The organism is Asanoa iriomotensis (assembly GCF_016862515.1).
GTDB classification, from domain to species: domain Bacteria; phylum Actinomycetota; class Actinomycetes; order Mycobacteriales; family Micromonosporaceae; genus Asanoa; species Asanoa iriomotensis.
This window is the reverse complement of record NZ_BONC01000005.1, coordinates 174,337-199,781: the sequence shown is the minus strand read 5'-3', so window position 1 is coordinate 199,781 and position 25,445 is coordinate 174,337. Positions and strand designations below refer to the sequence as shown.

The 25,445-nt window shown below is 74.1% G+C and carries 21 protein-coding genes and 1 pseudogene; 12 read left to right on the top strand and 10 right to left on the bottom strand.

Annotated elements, in window-relative coordinates; translation table 11 throughout:
* Positions 1-78: 78 nt before the first annotated feature.
* The 4 genes and pseudogenes from Air01nite_RS06310 to Air01nite_RS06295 form a co-directional block, all read right to left on the bottom strand.
* The gene (locus tag Air01nite_RS06310) at positions 79-3,438 is read right to left on the bottom strand and encodes an error-prone DNA polymerase (RefSeq protein ID WP_203700891.1); all 3,360 of its coding nucleotides are present in this window, start codon (positions 3,436-3,438) and stop codon (positions 79-81) included.
* Positions 3,439-3,707: 269 nt separating this feature from the next.
* Positions 3,708-5,330: a DNA polymerase Y family protein gene (locus tag Air01nite_RS06305; RefSeq protein ID WP_203700890.1), complete on the bottom strand. Its 1,623-nt coding sequence runs from the start codon at positions 5,328-5,330 to the stop codon at positions 3,708-3,710.
* Positions 5,331-5,956: 626 nt separating this feature from the next.
* Positions 5,957-6,634 (bottom strand): annotated as a pseudogene (imuA', locus tag Air01nite_RS06300) (DnaE2-dependent mutagenesis accessory factor ImuA'); the annotation flags it as partial.
* Positions 6,635-6,695: 61 nt separating this feature from the next.
* Entirely contained in the window at positions 6,696-7,145 is a 450-nt protein-coding gene (locus Air01nite_RS06295; protein ID WP_203700888.1) for an SAV_6107 family HEPN domain-containing protein, read from the bottom strand.
* Positions 7,146-7,587: 442 nt separating this feature from the next.
* On the opposite strand from Air01nite_RS06295, the gene Air01nite_RS06290 reads away from it, so the two are divergent.
* The 6 genes from Air01nite_RS06290 to Air01nite_RS06265 are packed head-to-tail and all read left to right on the top strand — an operon-like array spanning position 7,588 to position 12,687.
* Entirely contained in the window at positions 7,588-8,079 is a 492-nt protein-coding gene (locus tag Air01nite_RS06290) for a YbaK/EbsC family protein (RefSeq protein ID WP_203700886.1), read from the top strand.
* 41 nt (positions 8,080-8,120) lie between these two features.
* On the top strand, positions 8,121-8,813 hold the full coding sequence (locus Air01nite_RS06285) for a monooxygenase (protein WP_203700884.1): 693 nt from the start codon (positions 8,121-8,123) through the stop codon (positions 8,811-8,813).
* The gene (locus Air01nite_RS06280; protein ID WP_203700883.1) at positions 8,810-9,364 is read left to right on the top strand and encodes a GNAT family N-acetyltransferase; all 555 of its coding nucleotides are present in this window, start codon (positions 8,810-8,812) and stop codon (positions 9,362-9,364) included. Before Air01nite_RS06285 ends, Air01nite_RS06280 begins: the two co-directional genes overlap by 4 nt.
* Positions 9,361-10,116: a carotenoid biosynthesis protein gene (locus Air01nite_RS06275; RefSeq protein ID WP_203700882.1), complete on the top strand. Its 756-nt coding sequence runs from the start codon at positions 9,361-9,363 to the stop codon at positions 10,114-10,116. The genes Air01nite_RS06280 and Air01nite_RS06275 overlap by 4 nt, the downstream gene beginning before the upstream one ends.
* A gap of 5 nt (positions 10,117-10,121) precedes the next feature.
* Complete coding sequence (locus Air01nite_RS06270; RefSeq protein WP_203700925.1) at positions 10,122-11,246, top strand: glycosyltransferase family 2 protein; 1,125 nt, start codon at positions 10,122-10,124, stop codon at positions 11,244-11,246.
* Positions 11,239-12,687 carry a phytoene desaturase family protein gene (locus Air01nite_RS06265; RefSeq protein WP_203700881.1) on the top strand — a complete coding sequence of 483 codons (1,449 nt, stop codon included), beginning with the start codon at positions 11,239-11,241 and terminating at the stop codon, positions 12,685-12,687. Before Air01nite_RS06270 ends, Air01nite_RS06265 begins: the two co-directional genes overlap by 8 nt.
* Positions 12,688-13,064: 377 nt before the next feature.
* Here the strand turns inward: Air01nite_RS06265 and Air01nite_RS06260 are convergent, their stop codons facing one another.
* Both Air01nite_RS06260 and metF read right to left on the bottom strand, forming a co-directional pair.
* Entirely contained in the window at positions 13,065-13,742 is a 678-nt protein-coding gene (locus Air01nite_RS06260) for a CDP-alcohol phosphatidyltransferase family protein (protein WP_203700880.1), read from the bottom strand.
* A gap of 30 nt (positions 13,743-13,772) precedes the next feature.
* Positions 13,773-14,690, bottom strand: coding sequence for a methylenetetrahydrofolate reductase [NAD(P)H] (gene metF / locus Air01nite_RS06255; RefSeq protein WP_203700879.1), 918 nt, complete (start codon positions 14,688-14,690; stop codon positions 13,773-13,775).
* Positions 14,691-14,929: 239 nt separating this feature from the next.
* Here metF and Air01nite_RS06250 point away from each other — a divergent pair, with 239 nt between their 5' ends.
* The 3 genes from Air01nite_RS06250 (at position 14,930) to mptB (ending at position 19,611) form a co-directional block, all read left to right on the top strand.
* On the top strand, positions 14,930-16,315 hold the full coding sequence (locus Air01nite_RS06250; RefSeq protein ID WP_239090526.1) for a helix-turn-helix domain-containing protein: 1,386 nt from the start codon (positions 14,930-14,932) through the stop codon (positions 16,313-16,315).
* A 356-nt stretch (positions 16,316-16,671) separates the two neighbouring features.
* Positions 16,672-17,655: a polyprenyl synthetase family protein gene (locus Air01nite_RS06245; protein WP_203700923.1), complete on the top strand. Its 984-nt coding sequence runs from the start codon at positions 16,672-16,674 to the stop codon at positions 17,653-17,655.
* Positions 17,656-17,895: 240 nt separating this feature from the next.
* Entirely contained in the window at positions 17,896-19,611 is a 1,716-nt protein-coding gene (mptB, locus tag Air01nite_RS06240) for a polyprenol phosphomannose-dependent alpha 1,6 mannosyltransferase MptB (RefSeq protein WP_203700878.1), read from the top strand.
* On the opposite strand, the gene Air01nite_RS06235 is transcribed toward mptB, so the two are convergent.
* From Air01nite_RS06235 to Air01nite_RS06225, 3 genes are read right to left on the bottom strand one after another with little or no spacing between them, the layout of a single operon-like run.
* A complete protein-coding gene (locus tag Air01nite_RS06235; protein ID WP_203700877.1) occupies positions 19,548-19,904 on the bottom strand; it encodes a lycopene cyclase domain-containing protein in 357 nt (118 codons plus the stop codon). The genes mptB and Air01nite_RS06235 overlap by 64 nt on opposite strands.
* Complete coding sequence (locus Air01nite_RS06230; protein WP_203700876.1) at positions 19,901-20,224, bottom strand: lycopene cyclase domain-containing protein; 324 nt, start codon at positions 20,222-20,224, stop codon at positions 19,901-19,903. Before Air01nite_RS06230 ends, Air01nite_RS06235 begins: the two co-directional genes overlap by 4 nt.
* 2 nt (positions 20,225-20,226) lie before the next feature.
* On the bottom strand, positions 20,227-20,568 hold the full coding sequence (locus Air01nite_RS06225) for an Rv2175c family DNA-binding protein (protein WP_239090525.1): 342 nt from the start codon (positions 20,566-20,568) through the stop codon (positions 20,227-20,229).
* Between the two features lie 94 nt (positions 20,569-20,662).
* Here Air01nite_RS06225 and Air01nite_RS06220 point away from each other — a divergent pair, with 94 nt between their 5' ends.
* From Air01nite_RS06220 to Air01nite_RS06210, 3 genes are all read left to right on the top strand, one after another.
* Complete coding sequence (locus Air01nite_RS06220; protein WP_203700873.1) at positions 20,663-21,340, top strand: hypothetical protein; 678 nt, start codon at positions 20,663-20,665, stop codon at positions 21,338-21,340.
* 73 nt (positions 21,341-21,413) lie between these two features.
* Positions 21,414-23,384 (top strand): Stk1 family PASTA domain-containing Ser/Thr kinase, encoded by a 1,971-nt coding sequence (gene pknB, locus Air01nite_RS06215; protein ID WP_203700871.1) that lies wholly within the window; start codon positions 21,414-21,416, stop codon positions 23,382-23,384.
* Positions 23,384-24,217 carry a deoxyribonuclease IV gene (locus Air01nite_RS06210; RefSeq protein WP_203700922.1) on the top strand — a complete coding sequence of 278 codons (834 nt, stop codon included), beginning with the start codon at positions 23,384-23,386 and terminating at the stop codon, positions 24,215-24,217. Before pknB ends, Air01nite_RS06210 begins: the two co-directional genes overlap by 1 nt.
* Here Air01nite_RS06210 and Air01nite_RS06205 read toward each other — a convergent pair.
* Entirely contained in the window at positions 24,210-25,388 is a 1,179-nt protein-coding gene (locus Air01nite_RS06205; RefSeq protein ID WP_203700869.1) for an MFS transporter, read from the bottom strand. The genes Air01nite_RS06210 and Air01nite_RS06205 overlap by 8 nt on opposite strands.
* Positions 25,389-25,445 lie beyond the last annotated feature (57 nt).

Here is a 25,445-nt window from a genome sequence, read left to right as displayed (position 1 = left end):
TCTGGCGGCGACGCGGTGCGAGCGGTGTCCGACGGTCGCGCCCCACGGCGGACCCGGGAAAGCCGGCCCCTTGCTCCCTCAGCGGAAGTCGCGCGAGGCCGGTGTGACCGGTGGGGTGATGGCGTCGAGTCTGTCCGCGCGCAGGTTGACCACCCCCTCCGCCATCTCCAGGCGCCCGCGGACGACCAGCGCCGCGCTGCGCCGAGCCACCCGCTGGTAGCGCTGCCACAACCCCTGCGAGCACGTGACGTTGAGCATCCCGGTCTCGTCCTCGAGGTTGATGAACGTGACCCCGCCCGCGGTGGCCGGGCGTTGGCGGTGGGTGACGATGCCGCCGACGCGGACGCGTTGGCCGTTTTCGCAGCGGCCCAGGCGGGCGATCGGGATCGCGCCGACCGCGGCCAACTGCGGGCGGATGAACTGGGCCGGATGGCTGTCGGGCGACAGGCCCGTGGCCCAGACGTCGGCGACCAGGCGGTCGACCTGGTCCATGCCGGGCAGTTGCGGCGCCTGGGTCGCGGCGGTCGTGCCGGGCAGTCGGCCGGGTCGTTCCTGGGCCGCGGCGCCCGCCGCCCACAGTGCCTCGCGGCGGGTCAGGCCGAAGCAGGCGAAGGCGTCGGCGGTGGCCAGGGCCTCCATGTTGCCGGTGGTCAGGCCCACCCGGCGGGCCAGGTCGGACATGTCGCGATAAGGCCCGCCCGACACCCGCTCCTGCTCGATCTTCTCGGCCAGGTCGGAGCCGATGGTGCGTACGCCGGCCAGGCCGATCCGGACCGCGGGACCGCCCAGGCCCCACTGGTGCGGCGGCTCCCCCGGCGCGCTGCCCCAGCGGGTGGCCTTCGTGGACTCCAGGATCGCCTGGGCGTTGCTGGCGTTGATGTCGGGGCGGCGCACCTCGACGCCGTGCCGGCGGGCGTCGTCGGTCAGGGTCTGCGGCGAGTAGAAGCCCATCGGCTGGGCGTTGAGCAGCGCGGCGAGGAACGCGGCCGGGTGGTAGCGCTTCAGCCACGAGCTGGCATAAACCAGGTAGGCGAAGCTCATCGCGTGGCTTTCCGGGAAGCCGTAGCTGGCGAACGCCGACAGCTTGAGGAAGATGTCGTCGGCCAGCGCGCCGGTGATGCCGCGCTCGGCCATGCCGGCGTAGAGCCGGTCGCGGATCTGGGCCATCTTCTCGGCGGACCGCTTGGAACCCATCGCCCGGCGCAACTGGTCGGCGCCGGACGCGTCGAAGCCGGCCACGTCGATGGCGAGCTGCATCAGCTGCTCCTGGAACAGCGGCACGCCGAGCGTCTTGTCGAGCGCCTTGGCCATCAGCGGATGGTCGTGCTGCCACTGCTCCTGGCCGTTCTTGCGCCGGATGTAGGGGTGCACCGAGCCGCCCTGGATCGGGCCGGGCCGGATCAGCGCGACCTCGACCACCAGGTCGTAGAACTCGCGTGGTTTCAGCCGCGGCAGCGTGGCCATCTGGGCCCGGCTCTCCACCTGGAACACCCCGACCGAGTCGGCGCGGCACAGCATGTCGTAGATCTCGGGGTCGTCGAGCGGCATCGTGCTGATGTCGAGATCGTCTTCGATCATGTCGTAGGCGTAGCGCAGCGCCGACAGCATCCCGAGCCCGAGCAGGTCGAACTTGACCAGGTCGATGACGGCGCAGTCGTCCTTGTCCCACTGGAGCACGGTGCGGCCGGGCATCCGGCCCCACTCCACCGGGCAGACCTCGATGATCGGCCGGTCGCAGATCACCATGCCGCCGGAGTGGATGCCCAGGTGCCGCGGAAAGGTCTGCAGCTCGTTGGCGAAGTCGACGACATGCTCCGGGATGTCGTCGACGTCGACCTTGGCCACGGAGCCCCACCGGTCGATCTGCTTGCTCCACGCGTCCTGCTGGCCGGGCGAGAACCCGAACGCCTTGGCGATGTCGCGCACCGCCGACCGCGGCCGGTAGGAGATCACGTTGGCGACCTGGGCCGTGTGCCGCCGCCCGTATTTCTGGTAGACGTGCTGGATGACCAGCTCCCGCTGGTCGGACTCGATGTCGACGTCGATGTCGGGCGGCCCGTCGCGCTCCGGCGCGAGGAAGCGCTCGAACAGCAGCCCGTGCTGGACGGCGTCGACGTTGGTGATCCACAGCGCGTAACAGACCGCGGAGTTGGCGGCCGACCCCCGGCCCTGGCAGTAGATCCGGTTGTCGCGACAGAACTTGACGATGTCGTAGACGACCAGGAAGTAGCCCGGAAAGCCGAGCTGCTCGATCATGTTCAGCTCGTAGTCGATCTGGCGGTAGGCGTCCGGGTGGGCCTCTCGCGGCCCGTAGCGGATCAGCGCCCCTTCCATGGTCAGCTTGCGCAGATGGTCCATCTCGGACTCACCGGGATCGACCGGATAGTCGGGCAGTTTCGGCGCCACCAACTGGATGTCGAAGGCCAGGTCGCGCCCGTATTCGGCGGCCCGCGCCACCGCGCCCGGGTAGGCCGCGAACCGCTCTGCCATCTCGGCACCCGTGCGCAGGTGCGCGGTCGCCGCGGCGGGCAACCAGGGGTCGATGTCGTCGAGGCTGCGCCGGGCCCGCACCGCCGCGACTGCGGTCGCCAGCCGCCGCCGCGCCGGCGTGGCGTAGTGGACGTTGTTGGTCGCGACCGTCGGCAGCCCACGCTGGGCGGCGAGCGCGGCCAGCGCGTCGTTGCGGTCGCCGTCGGTGGGATCGCCGTGGTCGGTCAGCTCGACCGCGACGTTGTCGGCCCCGAACAACGTGGCCAGCCGGTCGAGCTCCCGCGCCGCCGTGTCGACCCCTTCCGTGAGCAGCGCCGCAGGCACCGTCCCTTTGCGACACCCGGTCAGCACCAGCACGTGGTCGCGTAGCTGGTCGGCGACGTCCTCCAACGTGCCGTATTCCGGCCGACCCTTCTCACCGCCGTCGAGCTGCGCCTGCCCGATCACCGCCGACAGCCGCGCGTAGCCCTCGGTGCCGTGCGCCAGCGCCAGCAGGTGCCGCCCGTGCGGGTCGGGCTCGCCGGAGCGGATCACCGTGTCCTTGCCACGCACCCCCTCGGACAGCGACAGCTCCGCACCGAAGATGGTCGGCAACCCGAGCGCCCGCGCCGCCTCGGAGAACCGCACGACACCGTAGAAGCCGTCGTGGTCGGTCATCGCGAGCGCGGTCAGCCCGAGCCGACGCGCCTCCTCGGCCAGCTCCTCGGGGTGGCTGGCCCCGTCGAGGAAGCTGAAGTTGGAGTGGCAGTGCAGCTCGGCGTAGGGCACCGTGGCCTGCTCGGGCGGCGGCTCCGGCGGCGGTTCGTAGCGCGGGCGCTTGCGGGTCCACGCCGGTGAGTCACCACCGTCGGCATCGATCGCCAGCGGGTCGACGACGTGCAGATGACGCCGGCCGGAGAGCGTCCCCTCCAGCTGCGACCACGGAATCCCAGGATTATTGAAGCCCATCGGGGCTCTTTCCCGGGTCCGCGGTGGTCCGGACCGTCGCTCCCGCCGGACACCGCTCGCTGCGCTTCGCTGCCAGGTCCGCGTCGTCATACCCATTACATCGAGATGACCTTGCGAACCGGTTCCCGGTTCGCGGGCCTACTTTTCGCCCGGCCCGCGGCACGTCGCGACGACCACGGACCACGGTCGCGCCGCCGGCTGAATGGCCGGTCGGCGCCGGGCAGAGGGGGGCCGGACCCAGCGTGGGCCGCATCGATCGGTGCAGGCCTTCAGTCATAGATGGCCTCCACCGACCACTGGCCGGCGGACAGCGAGAGCAGGAACGCGCTGCCGTCGGCGAGGGCGACCTGGAAGCGGGCCCGGCGGCGGGCCTCGGCGGGCGCCCACCAGCGTTCGTCGACCGGCCACGGGCCCGCCCAGCCGACGATCTCGGCGGGTCGACCCGTGCCGATCGTGAGATGAGCCGGCGCGGCGGTGACCAGCAGACGGGCGGACACGCCGACCGGCTCGCCGGCCGCGTCGCGGACGGTGGCCGGCAGCGGTGCGGGCAGGACCAGCGCGGGCGCCGGCGGTGGCAGTCGGCCCGGCCAGGGTGCGGCGGGCCGGGTCGGGGTGAGCTCGTCGCCCCAGGGCACCAGTCGGACCTGGTCGGCCGGTGACCGGCCACCGCCGAGGACGGCGGTGACCACCGACTCCGGGCCCAGGATGCCCTGGATCCGGTTGAACGACCGGTGTGCCCGCTCCTTCTCCTCCCCCGTCTCACCCCACAGCCCCGGCTGGAGGCCGGCGTGCGGCAGCACACCCTCGGGCACCAGGCGGAGCCGGATGATGCCCGCGGTCGGCCGGGCGGCCGCACTGCGCGCGCCGCCGGCTCCCCGACGAGCGGTGCCCGACAGCCAGCCGTCGAGCTGCCAGCGCACCCGGTCGGCGATCGCGGCGGTGGTCAGCAGCCCGTCGTGCCGCCAGACACGGTGCAGTTCCTGGCCGTGCGCGGTGACCGCGCCGATGGCGAGCCGGGTGCAGGCCAGCCCGTAGCCCGCCAGCCGCTCGTGCAACCGCTCGGCGAGCACCCGGGCGGCGAACGCCGCCACGTCGACCCGCTCCAGCGGATCGTCGCCGTAGTCCTCGCTGACCTCCAGATCCGGCGGCGGCCGGCGGACCGCGAGTGGCCGCTCGTCGCCACCGGCGGCCAGCCGGTGCGCCAGCGCGGCGTCGAACCCGAACCGCGCCAGCACGTCGCCACGAGCCAGCCCCGCGAACGCGCCGAGCGTGGTGATCCCGAGCCGGCGGAGCAACTCGGTGAGCGCGGGCCGGGCCAACGCCTCGACCGGCCGACCGGCCAAGAACGCCACCGTCTCTCCGCTGGGGACGATCAGCCCCTCCCGGGCGGCGAGCCCGGCCGCGAACCCGCCGTCGGCGACCCCGACCTGGCTCTCCACCCCGCACGTCTGCGCGACGTGCTCGACGATCCGCTCGGCCGCCGGCTCCTCGCCGCCGAAGTAGCGGGCCGGCCCCCGCGCCGCGAACCCGCACACCCCAGGCCGGACCACCTCGACCCCCGCGACCATCTCCTCGACGGCCGCGACCACCGGCTCGAACGCCCGCGCGTCCCGTGCCGGGTCGTGGTCGACCGCGACCAGGCCCGGGCACCGACTCTGCGCCTCCCGCTTGCGCAACCCGCGGCGCACGCCGTCGGCCCGCGCCGCCTCGGACGCCGCCACCACCCGGTTGGCGTGCAGCACCGCCACCGCCCCGATGGCCGGCACACCATCGACGATCTCAGCCGCGATGACAGGCCAGTCAGGACACCAGAGCACCGCGGTACGCGCCACCGCGCCACCACCCGCCGCATGCTCGGCCCTCGCGGTGTCGACCTGCCGGCCCCCGCTCATCGCGCACCGCCGGCGACCAGCGTGAGCCGCGGACGGTCCGGCTCGTCGGCCGGTTCCGCGCTGAGCCTTTCGGTGCCCGCGGCGGAGGTCGTGTCCGGCCCCGCGGCGGACGGATCCCGATCGCCCACCGTGAGCCGTGGTCCGTCGTTGCGCCGCATGCCGTCCGAGGGCACACCACGGTCCCGCCGGTCGCCGGCGAGCCGATCCGCTTCGGGCGGAGCCGACCGGTCCCGGCCGTGCGGCCCACCCACCGCCGGCCCACGCGTCGCCACGTGCGGATCGCCGCCGCCCGGCGGATCCCATGCGTCACCGGCCGGCGCGCCCGGGGGGCCGCCCGTCGACGGACCGTGCGCGGCGTCAGCCGCCGCAGCCGGCCCGCGCCCCTCGAGCGGAGCCCAGGCGTCACCCACAGCGACCGGACCGGCGTTCGGCGAACCAGACGCCTCACCCACCACCGCGACCGGGCCGGCGTCGCCCGGCGAACCAGACGCCTCGCCCACCGGCGCGGTCGGGCCGGCATCGTCCGGCGGACCTGGCGGCTCACCGGTCGCCTGGCGGCGGGTCGCGGGCGGTGACGCGGTCGGATCGGGGACCGCGTGCAGTGCGGGCAGGGTGATGGGTTCGAGGGGTGCGATGGCGACCGTGCCGGTGAGTGGGCGGAAGCCCGGCATCCAGATGGTGATCTCGCGGGGCTGGGTGGCGGCGCCGCGGCCGCGGGCGACGACCGTGACCTCGCGACGGCGTAGCCGGCCGCGGCCCGCCGACAGGCCCTCCCACCGGCCGCGGGTGACGCGCAGGGTGAGGTCGGCGCCGTCCCAGTGCCCGTAGGGAACGAGGACGCTCCCGCGCTGCCGCGCCCTGGCCGCGAGGCGGGCGGTGACGGAGTCCGAGACGGCGGCCCGGTCGGGGACCGCGAGGACCACCACGTCGACGCCGTCGATCAGGGCCGCGACCACCGTGGCCCATTCGGGGCCGGGGTTGGGCACGAGCGCCAGCCGATCGAGGGCCACGCCGCCGTCGGCGGCCGCGACCGCGCCGAACGCCGGCACGCCCACGACCGCGCACCAGGAACCGGCCCGGGACGCCTCGGCGATCAGCGCGTAGACCAGCGACGTGCCGCCGCTGGGTGACCGCGGGCCGGCGCCCACCGCCACCGTGCTGCCCCGGCGCAGGCCCCGCCCGGGCAGCAGGCCCCGCAGCTCGGCCGGGACCGGCAGGGTGCGGTGCGCGTCGTCGGGTGCGGCGCTGGCCGGCCGGACCAGACCCGACAACGCCGCTGATCCCAGCGTCATCTGACCCGCCATGCGCTCACCCCCGTCGTGCTGGTTGTGCTGGTTGTGCTGATGGTTCGGGGAGAAGGACGGCTCAGGCGGCCAGGCCGTCGAGCGAAGGCTGGTGTGCGATGCCGAGCGCGACCTCGACCACGGCCACGAACTGCTCGGCCGCGCGTAGTAGGTCGTCGGCCTCGCGGGCCGTCACCACCCGGGGGATGCCCGCCTCGGCGGCGGCCCGCTTGGTCGCACCCGCGGCGAAGTAGGTCGCCCACTCGTCGAGCTCGGGCGCGACCATCACCAGCAGCGTCCAGACGCTGGTGATCCGGTTGCGCCGGGTCGGCGACGGGCGGGCGCGGGCCGCGAGCATCGCGGCAGCCGCACGGAGCGCGGCGAGGTGGGCCGCGGCGTAGCGCAGGCCGTCGGGACGGGTCTGCGCCGCCTCCGCCAGGCCGTGCCGGGCGATCGCGAGCAGTTGGGCCGGCGTGCGATGCGGCAGCACGTGAGCCGGCACGGTCGGTGCCTGAGCCGAGCTGGTCGTCATCTGAACGGTCTCCTCCGCGTGTGCAGCAGCCTGTGACGGACGTGCCCCGCCGCGGAGGAAGGCGCAGCGGTCTTGCTTGGTTGCCGGTCGGGCGTGACGCTTCCCCACACCACACCCGACCGGCAAGGGTCGGCTGGTCCGTCGCCCACCGCCCGGGGGTCGAGGGCGGCGGACGACGGTCCTGCCTGATGTGCGGCCCGCGAAGCCGCACCTCCCGGAAGCCGCGCCGCGAATCGCGCCTCCCGGAGCGCCAGAACGAGTGTGCGACTCAATCGAACACGCGTTCTAACTAAGGAGAAGAGTACACCTTGGGTCCGACAAAAACGCAACGTGGCGCGCGCTCATGTCCACTGATGTTCGCGGCCGCCGCCCGTACCCCCGGAATTCCGCACTGACCAGCACGAACAGCAAACCGTCAGACCGGCATGAGATGGTGTCCCGCATGCAACCGCATCCCAACGTCGCCGCCGTGCAGGCCGCGCTGGACACCGCCGGGGCACGCGACGCCGCCGGCCGGCCCAGCCAGGTCCGGATCCTGGCCGAGGCCGCACCGACCGCCGCGGCGGCCGCCGCGCAGCTCGGCGTCGAGGTCGGCCAGATCGCCAACTCGCTGGTCTTCGCCGCCGACGGCGCGCCGCTGCTGGTCCTGACCAGCGGCGCCCACCGGGTCGACACCGCCCGGGTCGCCAAGGAGCTAGGCATCGAGCAGCTACGCCGGGCCACCCCCGACTTCGTCCGCGAGCACAGCGGCCAGGTGATCGGCGGCGTCGCGCCGGTCCACCCCGGCCGCCCGGGCATGCGCACCCTCGTCGACACCGCCCTGTTCACGTTCGACGAGGTCTGGGCCGCCGGCGGCATCGCCCACGCGGTCTTCCCGATCACCCCGACCGAGCTGGAGCGACTAACCGGCGGCACGGTCACCGACGTCGCCTGAGCCCGAGCAAAGCCCAAGCCAAAAGCCCAAAGCCGAGACCGATGGAAGCAGTCACCCTGCACGTCTGGCGAGTGCCCAGAACCGCACTCCCCCGCGTGCTCGTCCGCATGGCGACCGACCGCGCCCGCCTGCGCCGCCATCCGGGCGTCCGCTTCGCCAAGCTGCTCGGCACGGGCACCGGCACCGGCTTCGGCCCGGGCGACGTCGACGCGACCCGCTGGGCCGCCCTCCTTGTCCACGATCCGACAACCACACCACCGGCCATCACCGCCTGGACCCGGCTCAGCGAGGCACACGCGCGGGTCGACCTGGCCCCGATCGCCAGCCGCGGCACCTGGAGCCGACGCCAACCGTTCGTCGGCCGAGCCGACGCCCGCACACAGGGAATGGTCCTGGCCCTGACCCGGGCCCGCCTCAAGCCCACGCGGGCGGCGACGTTCTGGCGCGCCATCCCCCCGGTGGCCGCGTCGTTGCGCGACGCGCCGGGCCTGCTCGCCCGGTTCGGCGTCGGCGAGGCTCCGATCGGCTGGCAGGGCACCGTAACCGTGTGGCGAAGCGCGGCGGATCTGATGGGATTCGCGTACCGTCAGCCGGAGCATCGGGCGGCCATCGCGCGCACGGCGCAGGTCGGCTGGTACGCGGAGGAGCTGTTCGCCCGGTTCGCGGTGTGCGGCATCATGGGTGACCGCGGGGTGCTCGGTTGGGCACAGACGACAAGGAGCGATCCGGCATGAGGCTGGTGCCGTGGAAGCCCGACGACCTGGCACGTCGGCTCGACGACGTGGTGGCCGTCTACGGCGAGGCGATGGGTTACCGGCCGGAGCTGATGGAGGCCCGGCGCGGCATCATCGCCACGCACGTGCGCCGGGCCGGGTTCCGCGCGGTCGCGACCCTGACCACCGACGGTCACCTCGCCGGTTTCGGCTACGGCTACGTCTCGGGCGCCGGGCAGTGGTGGCACGACCAGGTCCGCGCGGCGCTCTCCGAAGAGCAGCGCAACCGCTGGCTGAAGGACTGTTTCGAGGTCGTCGAGCTGCACGTCCGCCCGGCCGCGCAGGGTCACGGGGTGGGCGCGCGCCAGCTGCGCACCCTGCTCGCGATGGCACCGGGCTCGACGACTCTGCTGTCCACCCCGGAGGCCGACGAGCTCAAGTCCCGGGCCTGGCGGCTCTATCGCAGCTTCGATTTCCTCGACGTGCTGCGCGACTTCCGCTTCCCGGGCGACGAGCGGGCGTTCGCGGTGCTCGGCCGGGACCTGCCGCTGCGGGCGCCGTCCGGGGAATGACACCCAGACTCCCCTGGTACGGGCTGGGTCTGCTGATCCTCGCCCAGATCTGCTATCCGCTGACCAGCGGTGGCGCCCGGGCGGCGGTCACGGTCACCACGGTCGTGCTCGGCTTCGCCCTGTCGGTCGGGCACGCCGCGCTCACCCGCGGCCCGCGCGTCGCCGGCGCCCTCGTGCTGGTCACCACCGGTGGCGGCCTGCTGGTCGAGGCCGTGGGGGTCGCGGCGGGTTTCCCCTTCGGCGACTACACGTACTCCGGACAGCTCGGTCCCAAGATCGCCGGCGTGCCCTGGGTGATCCCACTGGCCTGGACCTGGATGGCCTGGCCGGCCTGGCTCGCCGCGGTGCGCCTGGTCCGCCACCCCGCGGCACGGATCCTGGTGGCCGGTGTCGGCCTCGCGGCGTGGGACGTCTTCCTGGACCCGCAGATGGTCGCGGAGGGTTACTGGACCTGGTCGAACCCGTCGCCCAGCCTGCCCGGGGTGCCGGACGTGCCGCTCGGCAACTACGCCGGGTGGCTGGTCGTGGCGGTGCTGATGATGGCCTTCCTCGGTGCGGTGGCCGGCGGGCCGCCGGGCCGGGACGCGCCGATGTACGCGCTCTACCTTTGGACCTGGCTGTCCAGCATCCTGGCGCACGCCGCGTTCCTCGGCCTGCCCGCGTCGGCGGGCTGGGGTGCGCTGGCGATGGGCCTGGTCGCCGTGCCGTTGGCGGCGAGTCTGGTCAAGATCGACGATGGGGTACGGGCGTGAGCGCGCTGCTCTGGCTGCCGGCGGTGCTGGCGGGCGTGTTCACCCTGCACGCGGCGGTCAACGCCCGGCTGCTGCGCCGGCCGCGCGACACCAGCTACCCGGATCCGGTCGCCGTGCTGCTGCCGGTGCGCGACGAAGCCAGGCGGGTCGCGCCCTGCCTGCGATCGCTGTTGGCGCAGCGCGGCGTACCCGAAATGTCGATCCTGGTGTTGGACGACGGCTCGACCGACGGCACCGCCGACGTGGTGCGGGAGGTGGCCGGCGACGACCCGCGGGTGCGGCTGATCACCGGTGCGCCGCTGCCGCCGGGTTGGCTCGGCAAACCGCACGCCTGCCAGCAGCTCGCCGACACGACCTCCGCGGGCGTGCTGGTCTTCGTCGACGCGGACGTCGTGCTGTCGCCGTCGGCGATCGCGGGCGCCTGCGGGTTGCTGCGGGGATTTGGCCTGCTCAGCCCGTACCCCCGGATCGTCGCGGAGTCGTGGGGCGAGCGGCTCGTGCAGCCGTTGCTGCAATGGTCGTGGCTGACGTTTCTCCCGTTGCGGGCGCTGGAGCGGTCGCGGCGGCCGTCGTTGACGGCGGCGGGCGGGCAGTTCCTGGTCGTCGACCGGGCCGCGTATGCCGCCGCGGGTGGGCACGCTGCCGTGCGGGCGTCGGTGCTGGAGGACATCGCGCTGGCCCGGGCGGTGAAGCGCGCCGGCCGGCGGATCGCGTTGGCGGACGGTTCGCGGATCGCATCGTGCCGGATGTACGGATCGTGGGGCGAGTTGGCGGCCGGTTACACGAAGTCGCTCTGGGCGTCGTTCGGCTCCCGGTCGGGCGCGGCGGCCGTGGTCGGCCTGCTCTTCCTCGTGTACGTCGTACCTGTGCTGCTCCTCGTCTACGGCCTGGTGTCGTGGTCTCCGGTCGCGCTGCTGGCCGGCGGCGTGGGCTATGCGCTCGGCGCGCTGGGCCGGGTGGTGACCGCGACCGCGACCGGCGGGCGGCGGTGGCCGGACGCGCTGACGCAGCCGGTGTCGGTGGTGCTGTTCGGGTGGCTCGTGGCGCGCTCGTACCGGCTCCGGCGCGCCGGTGCGCTCCGCTGGCGGGACCGGCCCGTGGTGCCGGCCGGTGGAGGTCCGCGTGGCTGAGGTCGTGGTGGTCGGCGCCGGGGTCGGCGGGCTGGCCTGCGCGGCGCGGCTCGCCGCGGGCGGGCACCGGGTCACGGTGCTCGAACGGTCCACGGTGGTCGGTGGCAAGCTCGGCCGGCGGGAGGTGGTGCGGCCCGAGGGCACGTACCGGTTCGACACCGGGCCGAGCCTGCTCACCCTGCCGCAGGTGTTCGACGAGCTGTTCGGTGCGATCGGCGGCGCGCCGCCCGCGATGGTGCCGCTGAACCCGGTGGTCCGGCACGTGTTCCCCGACGGCGCGGTGCTCGACTCGTGCGCGGACCCGGTCGAGTTCACGGACCGGATCGCCGCGGCGCTCGGCCCGGACGCCGCGGCCGACTGGCAACGGCTGTGGCGGCAGGCCGGCCGGGCGTGGGACGCGTCGTGGCGCGACGTGCTGCGCCGCCCGGTCGACTCGCCGGCGGCGCTGGCCGGCCTGGCGTGGCGGTTGGGCGACCTGACGGCGGTGGCGCCGGGCATGACGCTGCGCGGCCTGGGCCGGCGGCGGCTGCGGGACCCGCGGCTGCGGATGCTGCTTGACCGGTACGCGACCTACACGGGCGCGGACCCCCGGCGGGCACCGGCGGCACTGGCCGCGGTGCCGTACGCGGAGCTGTCGTTCGGTGGTTGGTACCTGCCCGGCGGCCTGGCGACCTTGGCGGACGCGCTGCTGGAACGGTTTGTCGCCCTCGGCGTGTCGGTGCGGACGGGCGAGGCGGTGACCCGGATCGAGACCGCCGGTGGGCGGGTTTCGGGTGTACGGGTCGGCGGGGCGGTTCTTCCGGCGGACGTTGTGGTGTCCAACGTGGACGCCCTGACCCTGTACCGGGACCTGCTGCCGACGCCGCGCCGGCTGGCCGGGCTCGCGGACCGCAGCCTGGCGGGCTTCGTGCTGCTGCTGGGCGTCGAGGGTCGGACCCCGGGCCTGGCGCACCACACGGTGTTCTTCCCCCGCGACTACGACGCGGAGTTCGACGCGGTCTTCGGCGGCCGCCCGGCGCCGGACCCGACGGTCTTCGTCACGGTGGCCGACGACCCGGCGGTCCGGCCGGAGGGTCACGAGGCCTGGTTCGTGCTGGTCAACACGCCTCGGCACGGCGTGGGCGGCGGTGCGGTCGACTGGAACCGGCCGGGGCTGGCGTCCGCTTACGCGGACCGGGTGCTGTCGGTGCTGGCCGCGCGCGGCGTCGACGTCCGCGACCGGGTGCGCTTCCGCGAGGTCCTGACGCCGGCGTGGTTGGAGGGGACGGCCGGCGCCCCGGGCGGCGCGATCTACGGAACGGCCGGCGGCCTGCTCCGCCCACCGAACCGCGGCCCGGTCCGCGGCCTGTTCCTGGTCGGCGGCTCCACCCATCCGGGCGGCGGCCTGCCGATGGTCGCCCTGTCGGCCGGCATCGTGGCCGGCCAGATCGGCCCGGCCTGATGCGCCTGCCACCGCTGCCGGAGCCGTCGCCGGCGGTCACCGAGGAGTGGCTGCGCTCGCGCAACGTGGGCGGGGTGTTGCCGCGGCTGCCCCGGGATCCCGGGCGACCAGGTCACACCGACACGGGAACGCAGGCCACTCGACGCGGCGCACGTTGGTAATCGGTTGCTGCTGGAGCAGCGACCGATTGCCAAGATCTGCCGCTAAACGCCTCAGCCACCCCGGTGGCCGAGGTCGACGGCAGCGTTCCAGAAGGCGTTTGCGGCCTTTGCCTTCACAGCGACCCAACGCGGACATGGCAGCGGAGCGGTGGCTGGCGGGAGCGACGGTCCGGAGCACCGCGGGCCCGAGTCCATCGTGGAACTTCGGTCTTGCGGTCAGCGCAACAGGCGGCGGACCGCGCGTGACAGCTGGGCCAGGCCGAAGGCGGCCAGGAGGATCCAGATCACCAGGAAGACCGTGAGGGTGCCCGGGACCAGGTCGCGGTCGAGGCCGCCGGCGGCCGCGGCGGTCAGGAAGGCGACCGTGGTGACACTGACGCGGCTCGGGCGTTCGCCGATCGTGACCGTGCCGATCTCGGTCATGCCGGCGGCGGTGGCGCGGGCGCGGACGTACTCGTGCAGCCAGGAGAGTGCGCCCGCCGTGAAGACCAGGGGTGTCGGGGCGCCGGCCACCCAGAAGGCCGTCAGCCAGCAGAGCTCGCCGAGGCGGTCGGCGACCGAGTCGTAGACGTAGCCCAGGCGGGTCGTGCGGTCCGTGGATACGGCTACGGCGCCGTCGACGCTGTCGGCCACCGCTGCCAGGACGACCAGGATGCCGGCGGTGAACAGGCCCTCCGGCGCGCGGGTCGCCGCGATCGGTGTGGCCGCGCACAGGGCGAGACCGCCGACCGTGACCGCCGTCGGGCTCACCCGCAGGCGACCCAGGCGGGAGCCGATCTCGTAGGACAGCCGGACCCAACCCCGGACCACCGCGCCGGCCTGCCGTGGGTCGAAGCCGCCGTGCAGTGCCGCCCAGCGTGCCGCGTAGTCGTGCCAGCCCAACCGTGTGCTCACGTCAGCTCAACCGTTGATCGGCGGTCGAGGTCACACGGCGGCGTCGACCCGTAGGTGTTGCCAGACCTCGCGGGTCGCCGTGGATCGGTTGAGGGTGATGAAGTGGATGCCGGGAACGCCCTCGTCGAGCAGCCGGCGGCACATCTCGCTGGCCTGCTCGATGCCGAGCTTGCGCACCGCGTCGGGGTCGTCGGCCACCCGCGCGAACTGCTCGGCCAACGCCGGGGGGAACGGCGCCCCGGATAGCTGCTCGGAGCGGGCGATCGTGCTCATCCTGGTCACCGGCATGACGCCGGGCAGGATCGGGGTCTCGCAGCCGGCGGCGGCCACGCGGTCGCGGAGCCGTAGGTAGTCGTCGCCGTCGAAGAACATCTGGGTGATCGCGAAGTCGGCGCCGGCACGGCATTTGCGGACGAAGTGCTCGGTGTCGCTGGCGACGTCGGCCGACCTTGGGTGCTTGTAGGGGAACGCGGCGACGCCGACGCAGAAGTCGCCCGACTCGCGGATGATCCGGACGAGATCCTCGGCGTAGTCGACGCCCTCGGGATGGCGGACCCACTCGCCGCCCGGGTTGCCGGGCGGGTCGCCGCGCACGGCGAGGATGTTGCGTATGCCGGCCCCGGCCAGGCGGCCGATCACGTTGCGTAGCTCGGCGACCGAGTGGTTGACGGCGGTCAGGTGGGCCATCGGCAGCAGCGTGGTCTCGGTGGCCACGCGCTCGGTCACCGCGACCGTGGTGTCGCGGGTGGTGCCGCCCGCTCCGTAGGTGATCGAGACGAAGGACGGCTGTAGGGGCTCGAGCTCGCGGATCGCGCGCCACAGCTGCACCTCGCCCTCGGGAGTCTTGGGCGGGAAGAACTCGAACGAGAAGGTCGGGCCCGCATCGCGGATGAGGTCACCGATCGACGGTTGCGATCCCGGGAGGATCGAAGGGAGTCCGAGCGCCACGGGTCGAGCGTACCGGCTGGGGGTTCTGTGGGGCCGCCGTGTCGAAGGGCTGTGGATAACACGGGTTGATGCTGGTTACGGCGTTGGTGGCTGGTTGGGGACGGGAAAACGTCGCACCTGTGGGGTAGATGTGTTCTGCGCGTCGCGGACCGCCCCCACGGTCCGTTGGGCGGCGCGTGAGGATGCCGTTCGCGGTGTCCGGGGGCCACAGGCGTGCACCGCTGCTACGGGGAGGGTCCATGATGTCGGCGTCGCCAGCGCACCCGTTCGACGCGGCCGGTCCGCGTCCGTCGTTCGGCCCCTATGTGGCGCAGCTGCGGCTACGCCGGGGTTGGAGCCAGCTACGGCTGGCCGAACAGCTCTGCGCCGCGTCGGGCAGCCCGACCGTGACCCGGCACGAGATCAGCCGCTGGGAACGCGAGGAGCGGCTGCCGGCCGACTTCTGGCTGGGCTGGCTCGCCGTCGTCCTCGACGTGCCGGCCGACGGTCTGGCCGACGCGGCCGAACGCAGCCGGGTCCGGCACCGCCTGGTCGCGCCCGGGCGGGACGGCCCCGGTCGGGCGGAGAGTCGCGACCGGGTCGGGCTCGACCTGCTCGGGCTCGCGCACACCTGGCTGACCAGCGACGAGACGCCGCTGATCGGTCCGCCACGGTCGGTGCCGCCGGCCGGCGACCGGGCCGCGCGGCCGACCGTGGTCGAGGTGACCGCCCGACTGGTCGCCGCCCGCCGGCTCGACGACGTGCTCGGTGGCGTCGAGCTCGCGGCGGCGGTGCAGGGGCTGGCGAGGGCCGTCGGGCACGCCACCACGCAGCCGGCCGGCATCGCGCTGACCCGCAAGGCGGCCCGGCTGCGGGCCGAGGTCGCCCAGCTCCGCGGCTGGACCCTGGCCGACGCGGGCGACCCGCTCGGTGCGCTGTCCGCCTACCGCTGCGCGCTGGGTGCGGCGGCGGCCGCCGACGACCGGCCGCTCGCCGGTCACGTGCTCGGCTCGGCGAGCCACCTGCTCGCCGGCACCGGCGACCCGGCGCCGGCGCTGCTGCTGGCCCGCACCGCCTACGCGGGGTCGCGGCGAGCCCTGTCCGCGTCGGGCCGGGCGCTGCTGCTGCACCGGATCGCGTTCGCCGCGGCGTCGGCCGGGCTCCGTGGTGCCGCCGAGGCCGCGCTCGGCGCCGCACAGCGGGCGACCGAGCGGCGTGCGGCCGAGCACGACCCGCCCTGGCTCTACTGGCTCGACGAGGGCGAGCTCGACGCGCTGGCCGGCCGGTGCCTGGTCGTGCTCGGCCGGCCGGGGCGGGCGTTGCCACTGCTGTCCCGGGCCGTGGCCCGTTCGGGTCAGCCGCGCACCGCCGCGCTCGACAAGGCGTGGCTGGCCCGGGCCCGGCTCGACGCCGGCGAGGTCGAGGGCGCGCTGCTCGTGGCCGGGGCGGCGGTGCTCGACACCATCCGGTCCGGGTCGACGCGGGCGTGCGACCTGCTGACGGGGTTCGGCGAGCGGCTCGCGCCGTATGCCCGGCTCCCGCTGGCCCGGGACTACGCGGACCTGCTGGTGTCGGCGCGGCCCTACCTGCCGCGGCCGCTGGCCGGCGAGCCGGCCGCGGCGCATCGGGCGGCCGGCGATGGCTAGGTGGCCGCGCGTGGGGCGCATCGACGAGCGCGGGCCGGGTCGGCGGCGGTCCGGGGTGCCGGCGGGCGATCGGTGGTCAGCCGGTGCGGGTCGGGGGCCGCCGGTCGGGGGTGGTCCCGCCGCCGTATGCGGTGGTCCGGTGCCTGCCAGTTACCGCTGCGGTTGTCGTTCGGCCGGTTTGACCCTAGCGTCGTGGCGTGACCGCGCCGACCAGCCCTTCCGACGCCGCCGGCCCGGGCCCTGCCGACTCCGTCCGCCCGATCATCGCCACAAGCCTGGCCGTCACCGACCGGGTCAGGTTGCGGCAGAGGGTCGACAAGTCGCTGGCCTGGTTCCTGGCCGACCGCCGGGCGTGGATGGCCGAGGTCGACAGCGCCCTGGCGCCGGTGGCCGACGCCATCGAGGGCTTCGTGCTGCGCGGCGGCAAGCGGTTGCGGCCGGCATTCGGCTACTGGGGGTTCCGGGGTGCGGGTGGGCACGACTCCGACCAGTTGGTCACCGCGTTGTCGGCGCTGGAGCTGGTCCAGGCCAGCGCGCTGATCCACGACGACCTGATCGACCGGTCCGACACCCGGCGCGGTGAGCCGGCGGTGCATCGCCGCTTCGCGGGCCGCCACCGGGCACACGGCTGGGCCGGCGACGCCGACGGCTTCGGCGACTCCGCCGCCGTTCTGCTCGGCGACCTGTGCCTGGTCTGGTCCGACGAACTGCTGCACGCCGGCGGCCTCGACCCCGCGGCGCTCTCCCGCGCCCGCCCGGTATTCGACGAGATGCGCACGGAGGTGACCATTGGCCAGTACCTCGACGTCCTCACCCAGGCCACCGGCGACACCTCGGTCGAGCGTGCCGGGAAGGTCGCGCGGCTGAAGTCGGCGAAGTACACCGTCGAACGCCCGCTGCTGCTGGGCGCGGCGCTCGCCGCGGCGCCCGCCGGGGTGACGGACGCTTACTCCGGGTTCGGCCTGCCGCTCGGCGAGGCGTTCCAGCTCCGCGACGACATGCTCGGCGTGTTCGGCGACCCGGCGCAGACCGGCAAGCCGGCGGGCGACGACCTCCGCGAGGGCAAGCGCACGTTCCTGGTCGCGGCCACGTTCGAGGCCGCCGACGAGCCGGGCCGCCGCGACCTGGAACGCCTCCTGGGCTCACCCGACCTGGACGCTGAAGGAATCGGCCACCTCCGCGAGATCATCGTGGGCTGCGGCGCCGCCGAACGGACCGAGCGCCGGATCGGCGCGCTCCTCGACGCGGCCCTGTCGCATATCGAGACGGCCCCGATCGAGGACGAGGCACGGGCGGCGCTGATCGACCTCGCCCACGCAGCCACGACCCGCACAGACTGAGAACCGCCACGTTCGCGCCGGCCGAGGCCGGCGATCTTGCCGCGATGCTCGCGCCAGGAGCACGGCCCTGAGGCTGCGCCCTGGCGGCGCGGTTGTAGCGAGGCTCAGCGCCCAAGTCGTCGTGGCGAGTGCCCTGAGGACCGCGCCCATCGGCGTCCTGGTGGCGATCGGGTGCTGTCGTCGGGAGACCCGGTGGGCGGGCTCGGTGGGGTTCTGGGCTGGCGTGGGATTATCGATGGCGTGCGTGGCCTGGACAGCCCGTGGGGTCTGCGCGTCACCGGGCTTGTCGGGGTCGCCGTTGTCGCCGCTGGGGCATACGGAGCGGGAGCCTTGCCGGGGCGGGACCCCGGTGCGGGTCTCCGTGGCCCGGGCACGCCTGAATTCGGCTTCTGGTTGGGGCTGGCCGGGTGGGTGGTCGGCCTTGCGATCATGTCCGGCGCCTGGTGGCGGATCGGCAGGCGGCTCGGCGCCGTCGGTAACCGCTGGTTGTTCACGACCGGCGCGCTCTGGGCGCTGCCTTTGTTGCTGGCGCCGCCGTTGGCCAGCCGGGACGTCTACTCCTACGCCTGCCAGGGCGAGATCTGGCGGTCCGGGCTCGACCCCTACGCCGTCGGCGCCGTAGACGGCGGCTGCCAGTGGGCCGGCGCGGTGCCCGACCTCTGGCAGCACACCCCCGCGCCGTATGGGTCGGTTGGTGTCGCGTTGTCCGGTGTCGCAGCGGCGGTGGCGCGTGCCGTAGGCGGGCCGGCAGACCATCAGTTGCTCGTCGCGGTCGCCGTGCTGCGGGTTGTCGCGCTGGTCGGTGGCTTGCTGATCGCCGTCTACGCCGGCCGGCTCGCGCGCGCGGTCGGCGTCGCGCCGGAAGCCGCCCGTTGGCTGGGGCTGCTGTCACCGCTCGTGGCGGTGCACCTGGTCTCCGGTGCGCACAACGACGCTCTCACCGCCGGCCTGATCGTGGCGGCGTTGGCGGTGTCCGTGCCGGCCGCGGGCCGGATGTGGGCCGCCGGCGGCGGCGCTCACGGTGCGGCCAGCACGAAAAACGGGGAGTTGTCCCCGTGGGGGTCCGCGCTCGCCGCCGGTGCGTTCCTCGGGCTTGCCGTCGGGGTCAAGGTCACCGCGGTCATCGCGCTCCCGTTCGTGGTCATGCTCGTCGCCGGCCGGCGGATCCGCCTCGGCGCCAAGCCCTGGCCCACCATCGCGCTCGCCGCGACCGCCGTCACCGGGAGCGGCGCGCTGGTGTTCGCCGCCGCCAGTCTCGGCACCGGGCTCGGCCTCGGCTGGGTCCGGGCGCTCTCCGACACCGGCAGCCTCGTCCAGTGGACCTCGCTGCCCACCGGCCTCGGGATGACCGCCGGCTACGTCCTGCGGACGGCCGGACAGCCAGACTCCGTCGACACTGCGGTCGACGTCGCCCGCGTGTGCGGCCTCGCCGCGCTCGTGATCATCGGTCTCGCCCTCTGCTGGCGGGCGCTGCGAGCCACTCTTCGGCTGGCGCCATCAGGCGGGAGGCCGCAACCCGCGGAGAGGCCCCGCGAGTTGGCCGGCGCGACAGTGCCGGCCACCACCCAGGCCCGGTCAACCGCGGCCGTCGTCCACGACCGGCCCGCGCGGCTAACCGAAGACAAAGCGGCCGCGCGAACGATCGTCGCAGCCTGCGGGTGGACCCTCGTGGCTGCCGCGATCCTGCTACCGGTCTTCTACCCCTGGTACGCCCTGGTCCCCCTGGCCGTCCTCGCCTGCGCCACCAAACCCGGCCGGACCAGAACCGCCCTCGCCGCGGCCGCGGTCGTCGTCACCGCGCTGACCCTGCCCAACGGCCTGGGCATCCCGGTCCTGACCAAACTCCCGGGTGCCATCCTCGACGTGGCCATCGTCGCCGGAGCTATCACCGCCTACCGCCGGCGGAGCCGGCGCAGCAGCCAGGACGAGCCGGTGCCCGCCGACGGCCGGCGCTGAACACCGACCCGACCCCAGAACACCCACAGCGACAGCGTCACCAGGACCAACGCGAACCCGAACAGCAGATCCTCGACCGGCGCGTACACGAGCCGCACCCCCACGATCGCCGAAGGGTCGTAGCGCACGATCTCCGGACCCGTCAGCACCCCGTTCGACAGCAGTTGGAAGAACACGATGATCGGGTACGTGGCCCAGAACACCCGACGCAGCACCAGCCGGGTACGCAGCACGAACAGGTCGAGAAAGAGCGCGGCCAGGACGCCGACCAGGGCAGCCGTCGTATAGCTCACTCGTCACCCGCCGGGAGTCGCAGGACCGCCCGGACCGCTTCGAAGCCCAGGATCGCGCACAGCGGGACCACCAGGAAGAACAGCAGTTCGTCCAGCGGCAGGCCGCCGGGCAGCAGCACACCGGTCGTCTGGCGCGGGTCGAACGACCAGTGGCCCGCCGCGATCGCCGCGATGTCCCACGCCGCGAACACCGCCATCACCGGCACCACCGTCAACAGCAACCGCCGCCAGCGGGCCAGGACGTTGACCCGCAGGGCCGGTTCGAGCCAAAGGGCACCGGCCAGGCAGCCCAGCAGGACCGCCAGGTACGCGAAGCGCAAATCTAGAAGCCCAGCGCCTGCGCTCGGCGCTTCACCTCGGTGGCCTGGTCGCCGCCGAGGGCCACCGCCGGGAAGCCGGGGAGGGTGGCGTCCTCCGCGTAGAGCCACCGCAGGCACTCTTCGTCGTTGTACCCAGCGTCGTGCAGCAACGTGATGACGCCCGGCAGGTGCTTGAGCACGGTGCGGTTCGCCACCAGCTCGGCCGGCACCCGCAGGACGCCGTCGCGGCGGACCGCGAGCAGCGAGCCGTCGCGGACCATCTGGTTCACCTTGCTGATCGACACGTCGAGGCGCTCCGCCACGTCGGGCAAGGGCAGCCACTGAGCGGGAACGGTTTCGGTCACCCGCTCACATTGCCACGCCGACGCGGCGTGACACCACCGAACCACCCGGTACGGGGTACCGCCGTACCGCACGATCATTTCGGAAGGATCTCCCGTGACCACCTGGCGGGGTGTGCGCAAGGAACTCGTGGGCGCGTGGCGGTCGGTGCAGTACGACCTGACCCGGGCGCGCAACCGCAAGAACGCGGACGGCGAGGAGACCACTGAGCTGATCTTCCCGGAGCACGCCGCACCACCCCGCCGCCTGGTCGCCACCGGCGGGTTCGCCCTGGTCAGCCTCGTCGGCGCGGTCGGCACCTACTTCGTCGTCGTCAACGGCCTCGGCGCGCTGCTGAACCAGCCGGAAGCGACGGAACAACCCGTGAGCGTCGTGGCCGGCGCCGACGGCACCGGCCAGCGCCCGGAAGAGGTGAGCCTGCGGGAACCGGTGCGGATCGCCCGGGAGGGTGGCCCGCTCACCGTCGCCGGCCGGCAGGCCGCGTCGGGCGGCGCCGGATCATCGGATACGCACGACGGCGCACCCACCGACGTCGGACCCGCCCCGGATCCGGAGCGCGACCCGGGCGACCCCGGCGACCCGCAGCCCGAAGAGTCGGACCCGCCCCCGACGGAAGACCCGACGCCCACCCCGAGCCCGACACCGGCGGAGCCGACCCCCACCGCCGAGCCGAGCCCGTCACCGACCGCGAGCGCGTCCGAGAGCAGCGACGCCCAGCCGTACGAAGGCCGCCCGCGCCGTCATCACCACCGTCACCCGGACGAAAACCCCTGAATGCGGGGTTACCGGTGAAGATGCCGGCACGGCTGTGTCGCTCGAACGCCGCGTGCACATAGACTGCCTGCCGATGGACATCCAGGTCGCTGACTCGCTCTTGGGCACACTGGTCGACGGGCGCTACCGCATCCGTGGGCGGGTGGCCCGTGGCGGCATGGCGACCGTTTACACCGCGACCGACGAGCGCCTCGAGCGCACGGTCGCCCTCAAGATCATTCACCCGACGCAGGCCCGCGATCCGCAGTTCCTCGACCGGTTCACCGACGAGGCCAAGACGATCGCCCGGCTGACCCACCCCAACGTGGTCGCGGTCTACGACCAGGGCGTGCACGCCGGCCTCCCCTACCTGGTGATGGAATACGTGCGCGGCCACACGCTGCGCGACGTGCTCGCGCAGCGCCGCCGGCTCAACCCGGGCGAGGCACTGGCGATCCTCGAGCAGATGCTCGCCGCGATCTCCGCCGCCCACCGCTCCGGCCTCGTGCACCGCGACGTCAAGCCCGAGAACGTGCTGGTCGCCGAGGCGCCCAGCGGCGGGCCCGGCAACCTCGTCGACAGCGTGGTCAAGGTCGCCGACTTCGGCCTGGCCCGCGCGGTCGAGGCCAGCGCCACCGACGCCGAGGGCGGCCAGCTCATGGCCACCGTCGCCTACGTCGCGCCCGAGCTGGTCACCGACGGCCGCGCCGACCCGCGCAGCGACGTCTACTCCGCCGGCATCGTGCTGTTCGAGATGCTCACCGGCCGGGTCCCGTACGACGGCAACCAGCCCGTCGAGGTCGCCTGGCAGCACGTCGACCGCGACGTCCCCGCGCCGTCGAGCCTCGTGGCGGGCATCCCGCCCGTGCTCGACGAGCTGGTCGCCCGGGCCACCCGCCGCGACCCGCACGCCCGGCCGACCGACGCCGGCACGTTCCTCTCCGAGGTGCAGGTCGTGCGCGACGACCTCGGCACGGCCAACGCCAACACGGCCCTGCTCCAACAGGTCTCCGCCCGCACCGTGACGATCCCGCGCGTCAACGCCGAGCCGCAACGGCCGTCCTGGGCGCGCCTGGCCGAACCACCGCCCAGCGGGCGACGCCGCGCACCCGAGCCCGACTACGACGACTACGACGACGGCCGCGCCGGACTCGGCGGGAAGATCGCCGACCGCTACCGCATGGTGATGTCGCACCCCCGGGGCCGGATGGCGGTGGCCGCCGCGATCGTCGTGTTCGGCCTGGTCGCGGCGATCGGCGGCTGGTGGTGGGGCATGGGCCGCTACACGGTCGCTCCCCAGCTCGCGTCGATGACCAAGGCCGCCGCCGAGGCGCAGGCCACCCGCGGCGGCTTCACGATCTCCTACGCGGCCGGCCAGTTCGACGAGAAGGTCGACAAGGACGTCGTGCTCTCCCAGGACCCGCCGGCCGCCGGCCGGATCCTCAAGGGCGGCACGATCACGCTGGTCCTCTCGCTCGGCGCCGAGCGCTACCAGGTCCCGGACGTCTCCGGCATGACGCTCGACCTGGCCACCGCCGAGCTCGAGCAGGCCAAGCTGCAGATCGTCAAAGGCGCGGACCGCTACGACGACAACCTGCCCAAGGGCGTCGTGGTGGCCGTCGACCCGGCGGCCGGCACCGAGACCAAGCCCGGCGACAAGGTGACCGTCTTCGTCAGCAAGGGCAAGGCGCCGCTGACCGTTCCCCGCGTGGTCGGCAAGAACGTCAACGACGCCCGCAACGAGCTGATCGGCCTCGGGCTCGAGCCGCTGATCGCCTACAAGCAGTCCGACAAGCCGCGCGACGAGGTGATCGGCCAGTCGCCCAACGACGGTGCCGGCGTGGAAAAGGGCGCCAAGGTCGAGCTGCAGGTCAGCGAGGGTCCGCCGCAGACGGTCGTGCCACGGGTGGTCGGCCTGCCCTGCCAGCAGGCGGTGCAGCAGCTCCAGGGCATGGGCCTGCAGCCCAACCCGCAGATCAACCCCAACGGGACGGTCTTCGCACAGCAGCCCAACGAGAACACCCCGGTGCCGCCGGGGAGCCAGGTCGTACTCTTCTGCCAGTGATCGGTTCGCACACACCCACCGCCGGCGGCATCGCCAGGACCGCGCTGCCCTACCTCGACGCGGCCGGGTCCCAGGTGGCCCAGGTCTACGTGTCGAACTCGCGCGGCTGGGCGCTCCCGCCCGGCGACCCGGCGCAGGACGAGCTGTTCAGGGCGGGCTGCGCGGAGCGCGCGGCGGCGGTCTACGTGCACGCGTCGCTGCTGGTCAACCTCGGCTCACCGACGGCGGAAACCGTCGAGCGGTCGGCCGCGACGCTCGCGCACGCGCTGCGCCGGGGCACGGCGATCGGCGCCCGGGCAGTGGTCTTCCACGCCGGCAGCGCGGTCGACCCGACGCACCACGACGCCGCCCTCAAGCAGGTGCGCGAGGAACTCCTGCCGCTGCTGGACCAGGACGGCCCCGAGCTGCTGGTCGAGCCGAGCGCCGGCGGCGGGCGCTGCCTGGCGTCCCGGGTCGAGCACCTGGCCGACTACTTCGCCGCCGTCGACTGGCACCCGCGTCTCGGCGTCTGCTTCGACACCTGCCACGCCTGGGCCGCGGGCCACGACCTGGCCGCGCCGGGCGGCATGACGGCGACGCTGGACCTGCTGACCGAGACGGTCGGCGCGGGCCGGCTGAAGTTGGTGCACGCCAACGACTCCAAGGACACCTGCGGTTCGCTGCGCGACCGGCACGAGACGATCGGCAAGGGCTCGATCGGCACGGCGGCGTTCGCGGAGCTGCTCGGACATCCGTCGACCGCAGGGCTGCCGGTCGTCGTCGAGACCCCGTCGGGCAAGACGCACGAGGGCCACGCCGCCGACATCGCCACGTTGCGGGGGCTGGTCAGCTAAGGACCCGGACCGCGCGCACGCCCAGCGGGGCGAGCGCCGCGACCGCGAACACCAGCCCGCAGCACACGGCCACCCGCGCGCCGCCGAACGCCGCCGCGGCCGGCCCGACCAGCAGCTGCCCGAGCGGGATCGCCGCGAACGACAGCAGGTCGTCGATCGACGCGACCCGGCCCAGATGCGCGCTGTCGACGTGCCGCTGCAGGGCGCTGTCCCAGGTGATCCCCGACGCGGCGAAGCCGACCCCGCCGAGGAACGCGCAGGCGGCGAGCCACACCGGCCCGACGCCGAGCCCGAGCCCGAGCAACCCGCAGGCGCCGAGCGCGCCGCACAGCCGCCCGAACAGCAGCGGCCGCCGGGGCGGCAGCCGGTACATCACCGCGCTCATCACCAGCAGACCCACCGCGCGCACGCTCAGCACCACGCCCCAGGCGGCCTCGCCCGCGCGGGCCGCCGTCAGCGACGGCCCGAGGATCTGCCACGGCCCGGTGTTCACCAGATTGATCACGGCGTACGCGAGCGCCACCGGCCAGACCCACGGGATCGCCACGAACGCCCGCCACCCGTCCCGGATGCCGCCCACCAGTCCGGAATCGGAGGGCACCGGGGCGACCCGGGGCAGCCGGCTCAGGAAGAACGCCGCCGCGACGAAGCTGACCGCGTCGACCGCGATCGCCCAGCCACCGCCGGCCGCGACCACCACGAGCCCGGCGACCGTCGGCCCGACGATCAGCACCGCGCTGCGGGTGGTCGACAGCAGCGCGTTGGCCCGTCCCAGGTCGTCCGGCCCGACCAGTTCGGGCACGATCCCCCGCAGCGCTGGCGAGGTGAACGCCTCGACGGCGCCGGCCAGCAGCGCCAGTCCGGCGACCAGCCAGAGCCGGTACGCGCCGCCGATGAAGACCAGCGCGATCGCCCCCTGTGTCACGCCGGCGCCCAGGTTGGCCAGCACCAGCACGGCCCGGCGCGGCAGCCGGTCCGCGACCGCGCCACCGACCAGCAGCAGCGCGAGGTGCGGCCCGAGCTGGCAGGCCAGCACGATGCCGAGGTCGCCCGGCCGGCCGCTGGCGTCGAGCACGGCGAAGGCGAGCGCGACCGGGGTCATCGCACTCCCGGCGAGGGAGACCAGCCGGCCGAGGTAGAAGTTGCGGAACGGCGGGGCGAGCAGCAGCACCCGGGCAGCCTGCCGGCCGCGGTGGACGGCGGCTAACCTTGCGGCGAAAGGCGTAAC

Coding starts and splice junctions, on each gene's coding strand:
- Air01nite_RS06280 (WP_203700883.1), top strand. CDS start 8,810: ATGAGGCTGGTGCCGTGGAAGCCCGACGACCTGGCACGTCGGCTCGAC.
- Air01nite_RS06245 (WP_203700923.1), top strand. CDS start 16,672: ATGGCCGAGGTCGACAGCGCCCTGGCGCCGGTGGCCGACGCCATCGAG.
- Air01nite_RS06275 (WP_203700882.1), top strand. CDS start 9,361: ATGACACCCAGACTCCCCTGGTACGGGCTGGGTCTGCTGATCCTCGCC.
- Air01nite_RS06295 (WP_203700888.1), bottom strand. CDS start 7,145: ATGACGACCAGCTCGGCTCAGGCACCGACCGTGCCGGCTCACGTGCTG.
- Air01nite_RS06310 (WP_203700891.1), bottom strand. CDS start 3,438: ATGGGCTTCAATAATCCTGGGATTCCGTGGTCGCAGCTGGAGGGGACG.
- pknB (WP_203700871.1), top strand. CDS start 21,414: ATGGACATCCAGGTCGCTGACTCGCTCTTGGGCACACTGGTCGACGGG.
- Air01nite_RS06290 (WP_203700886.1), top strand. CDS start 7,588: ATGCAACCGCATCCCAACGTCGCCGCCGTGCAGGCCGCGCTGGACACC.
- Air01nite_RS06285 (WP_203700884.1), top strand. CDS start 8,121: ATGGAAGCAGTCACCCTGCACGTCTGGCGAGTGCCCAGAACCGCACTC.
- Air01nite_RS06250 (WP_239090526.1), top strand. CDS start 14,930: ATGATGTCGGCGTCGCCAGCGCACCCGTTCGACGCGGCCGGTCCGCGT.
- Air01nite_RS06305 (WP_203700890.1), bottom strand. CDS start 5,330: ATGAGCGGGGGCCGGCAGGTCGACACCGCGAGGGCCGAGCATGCGGCG.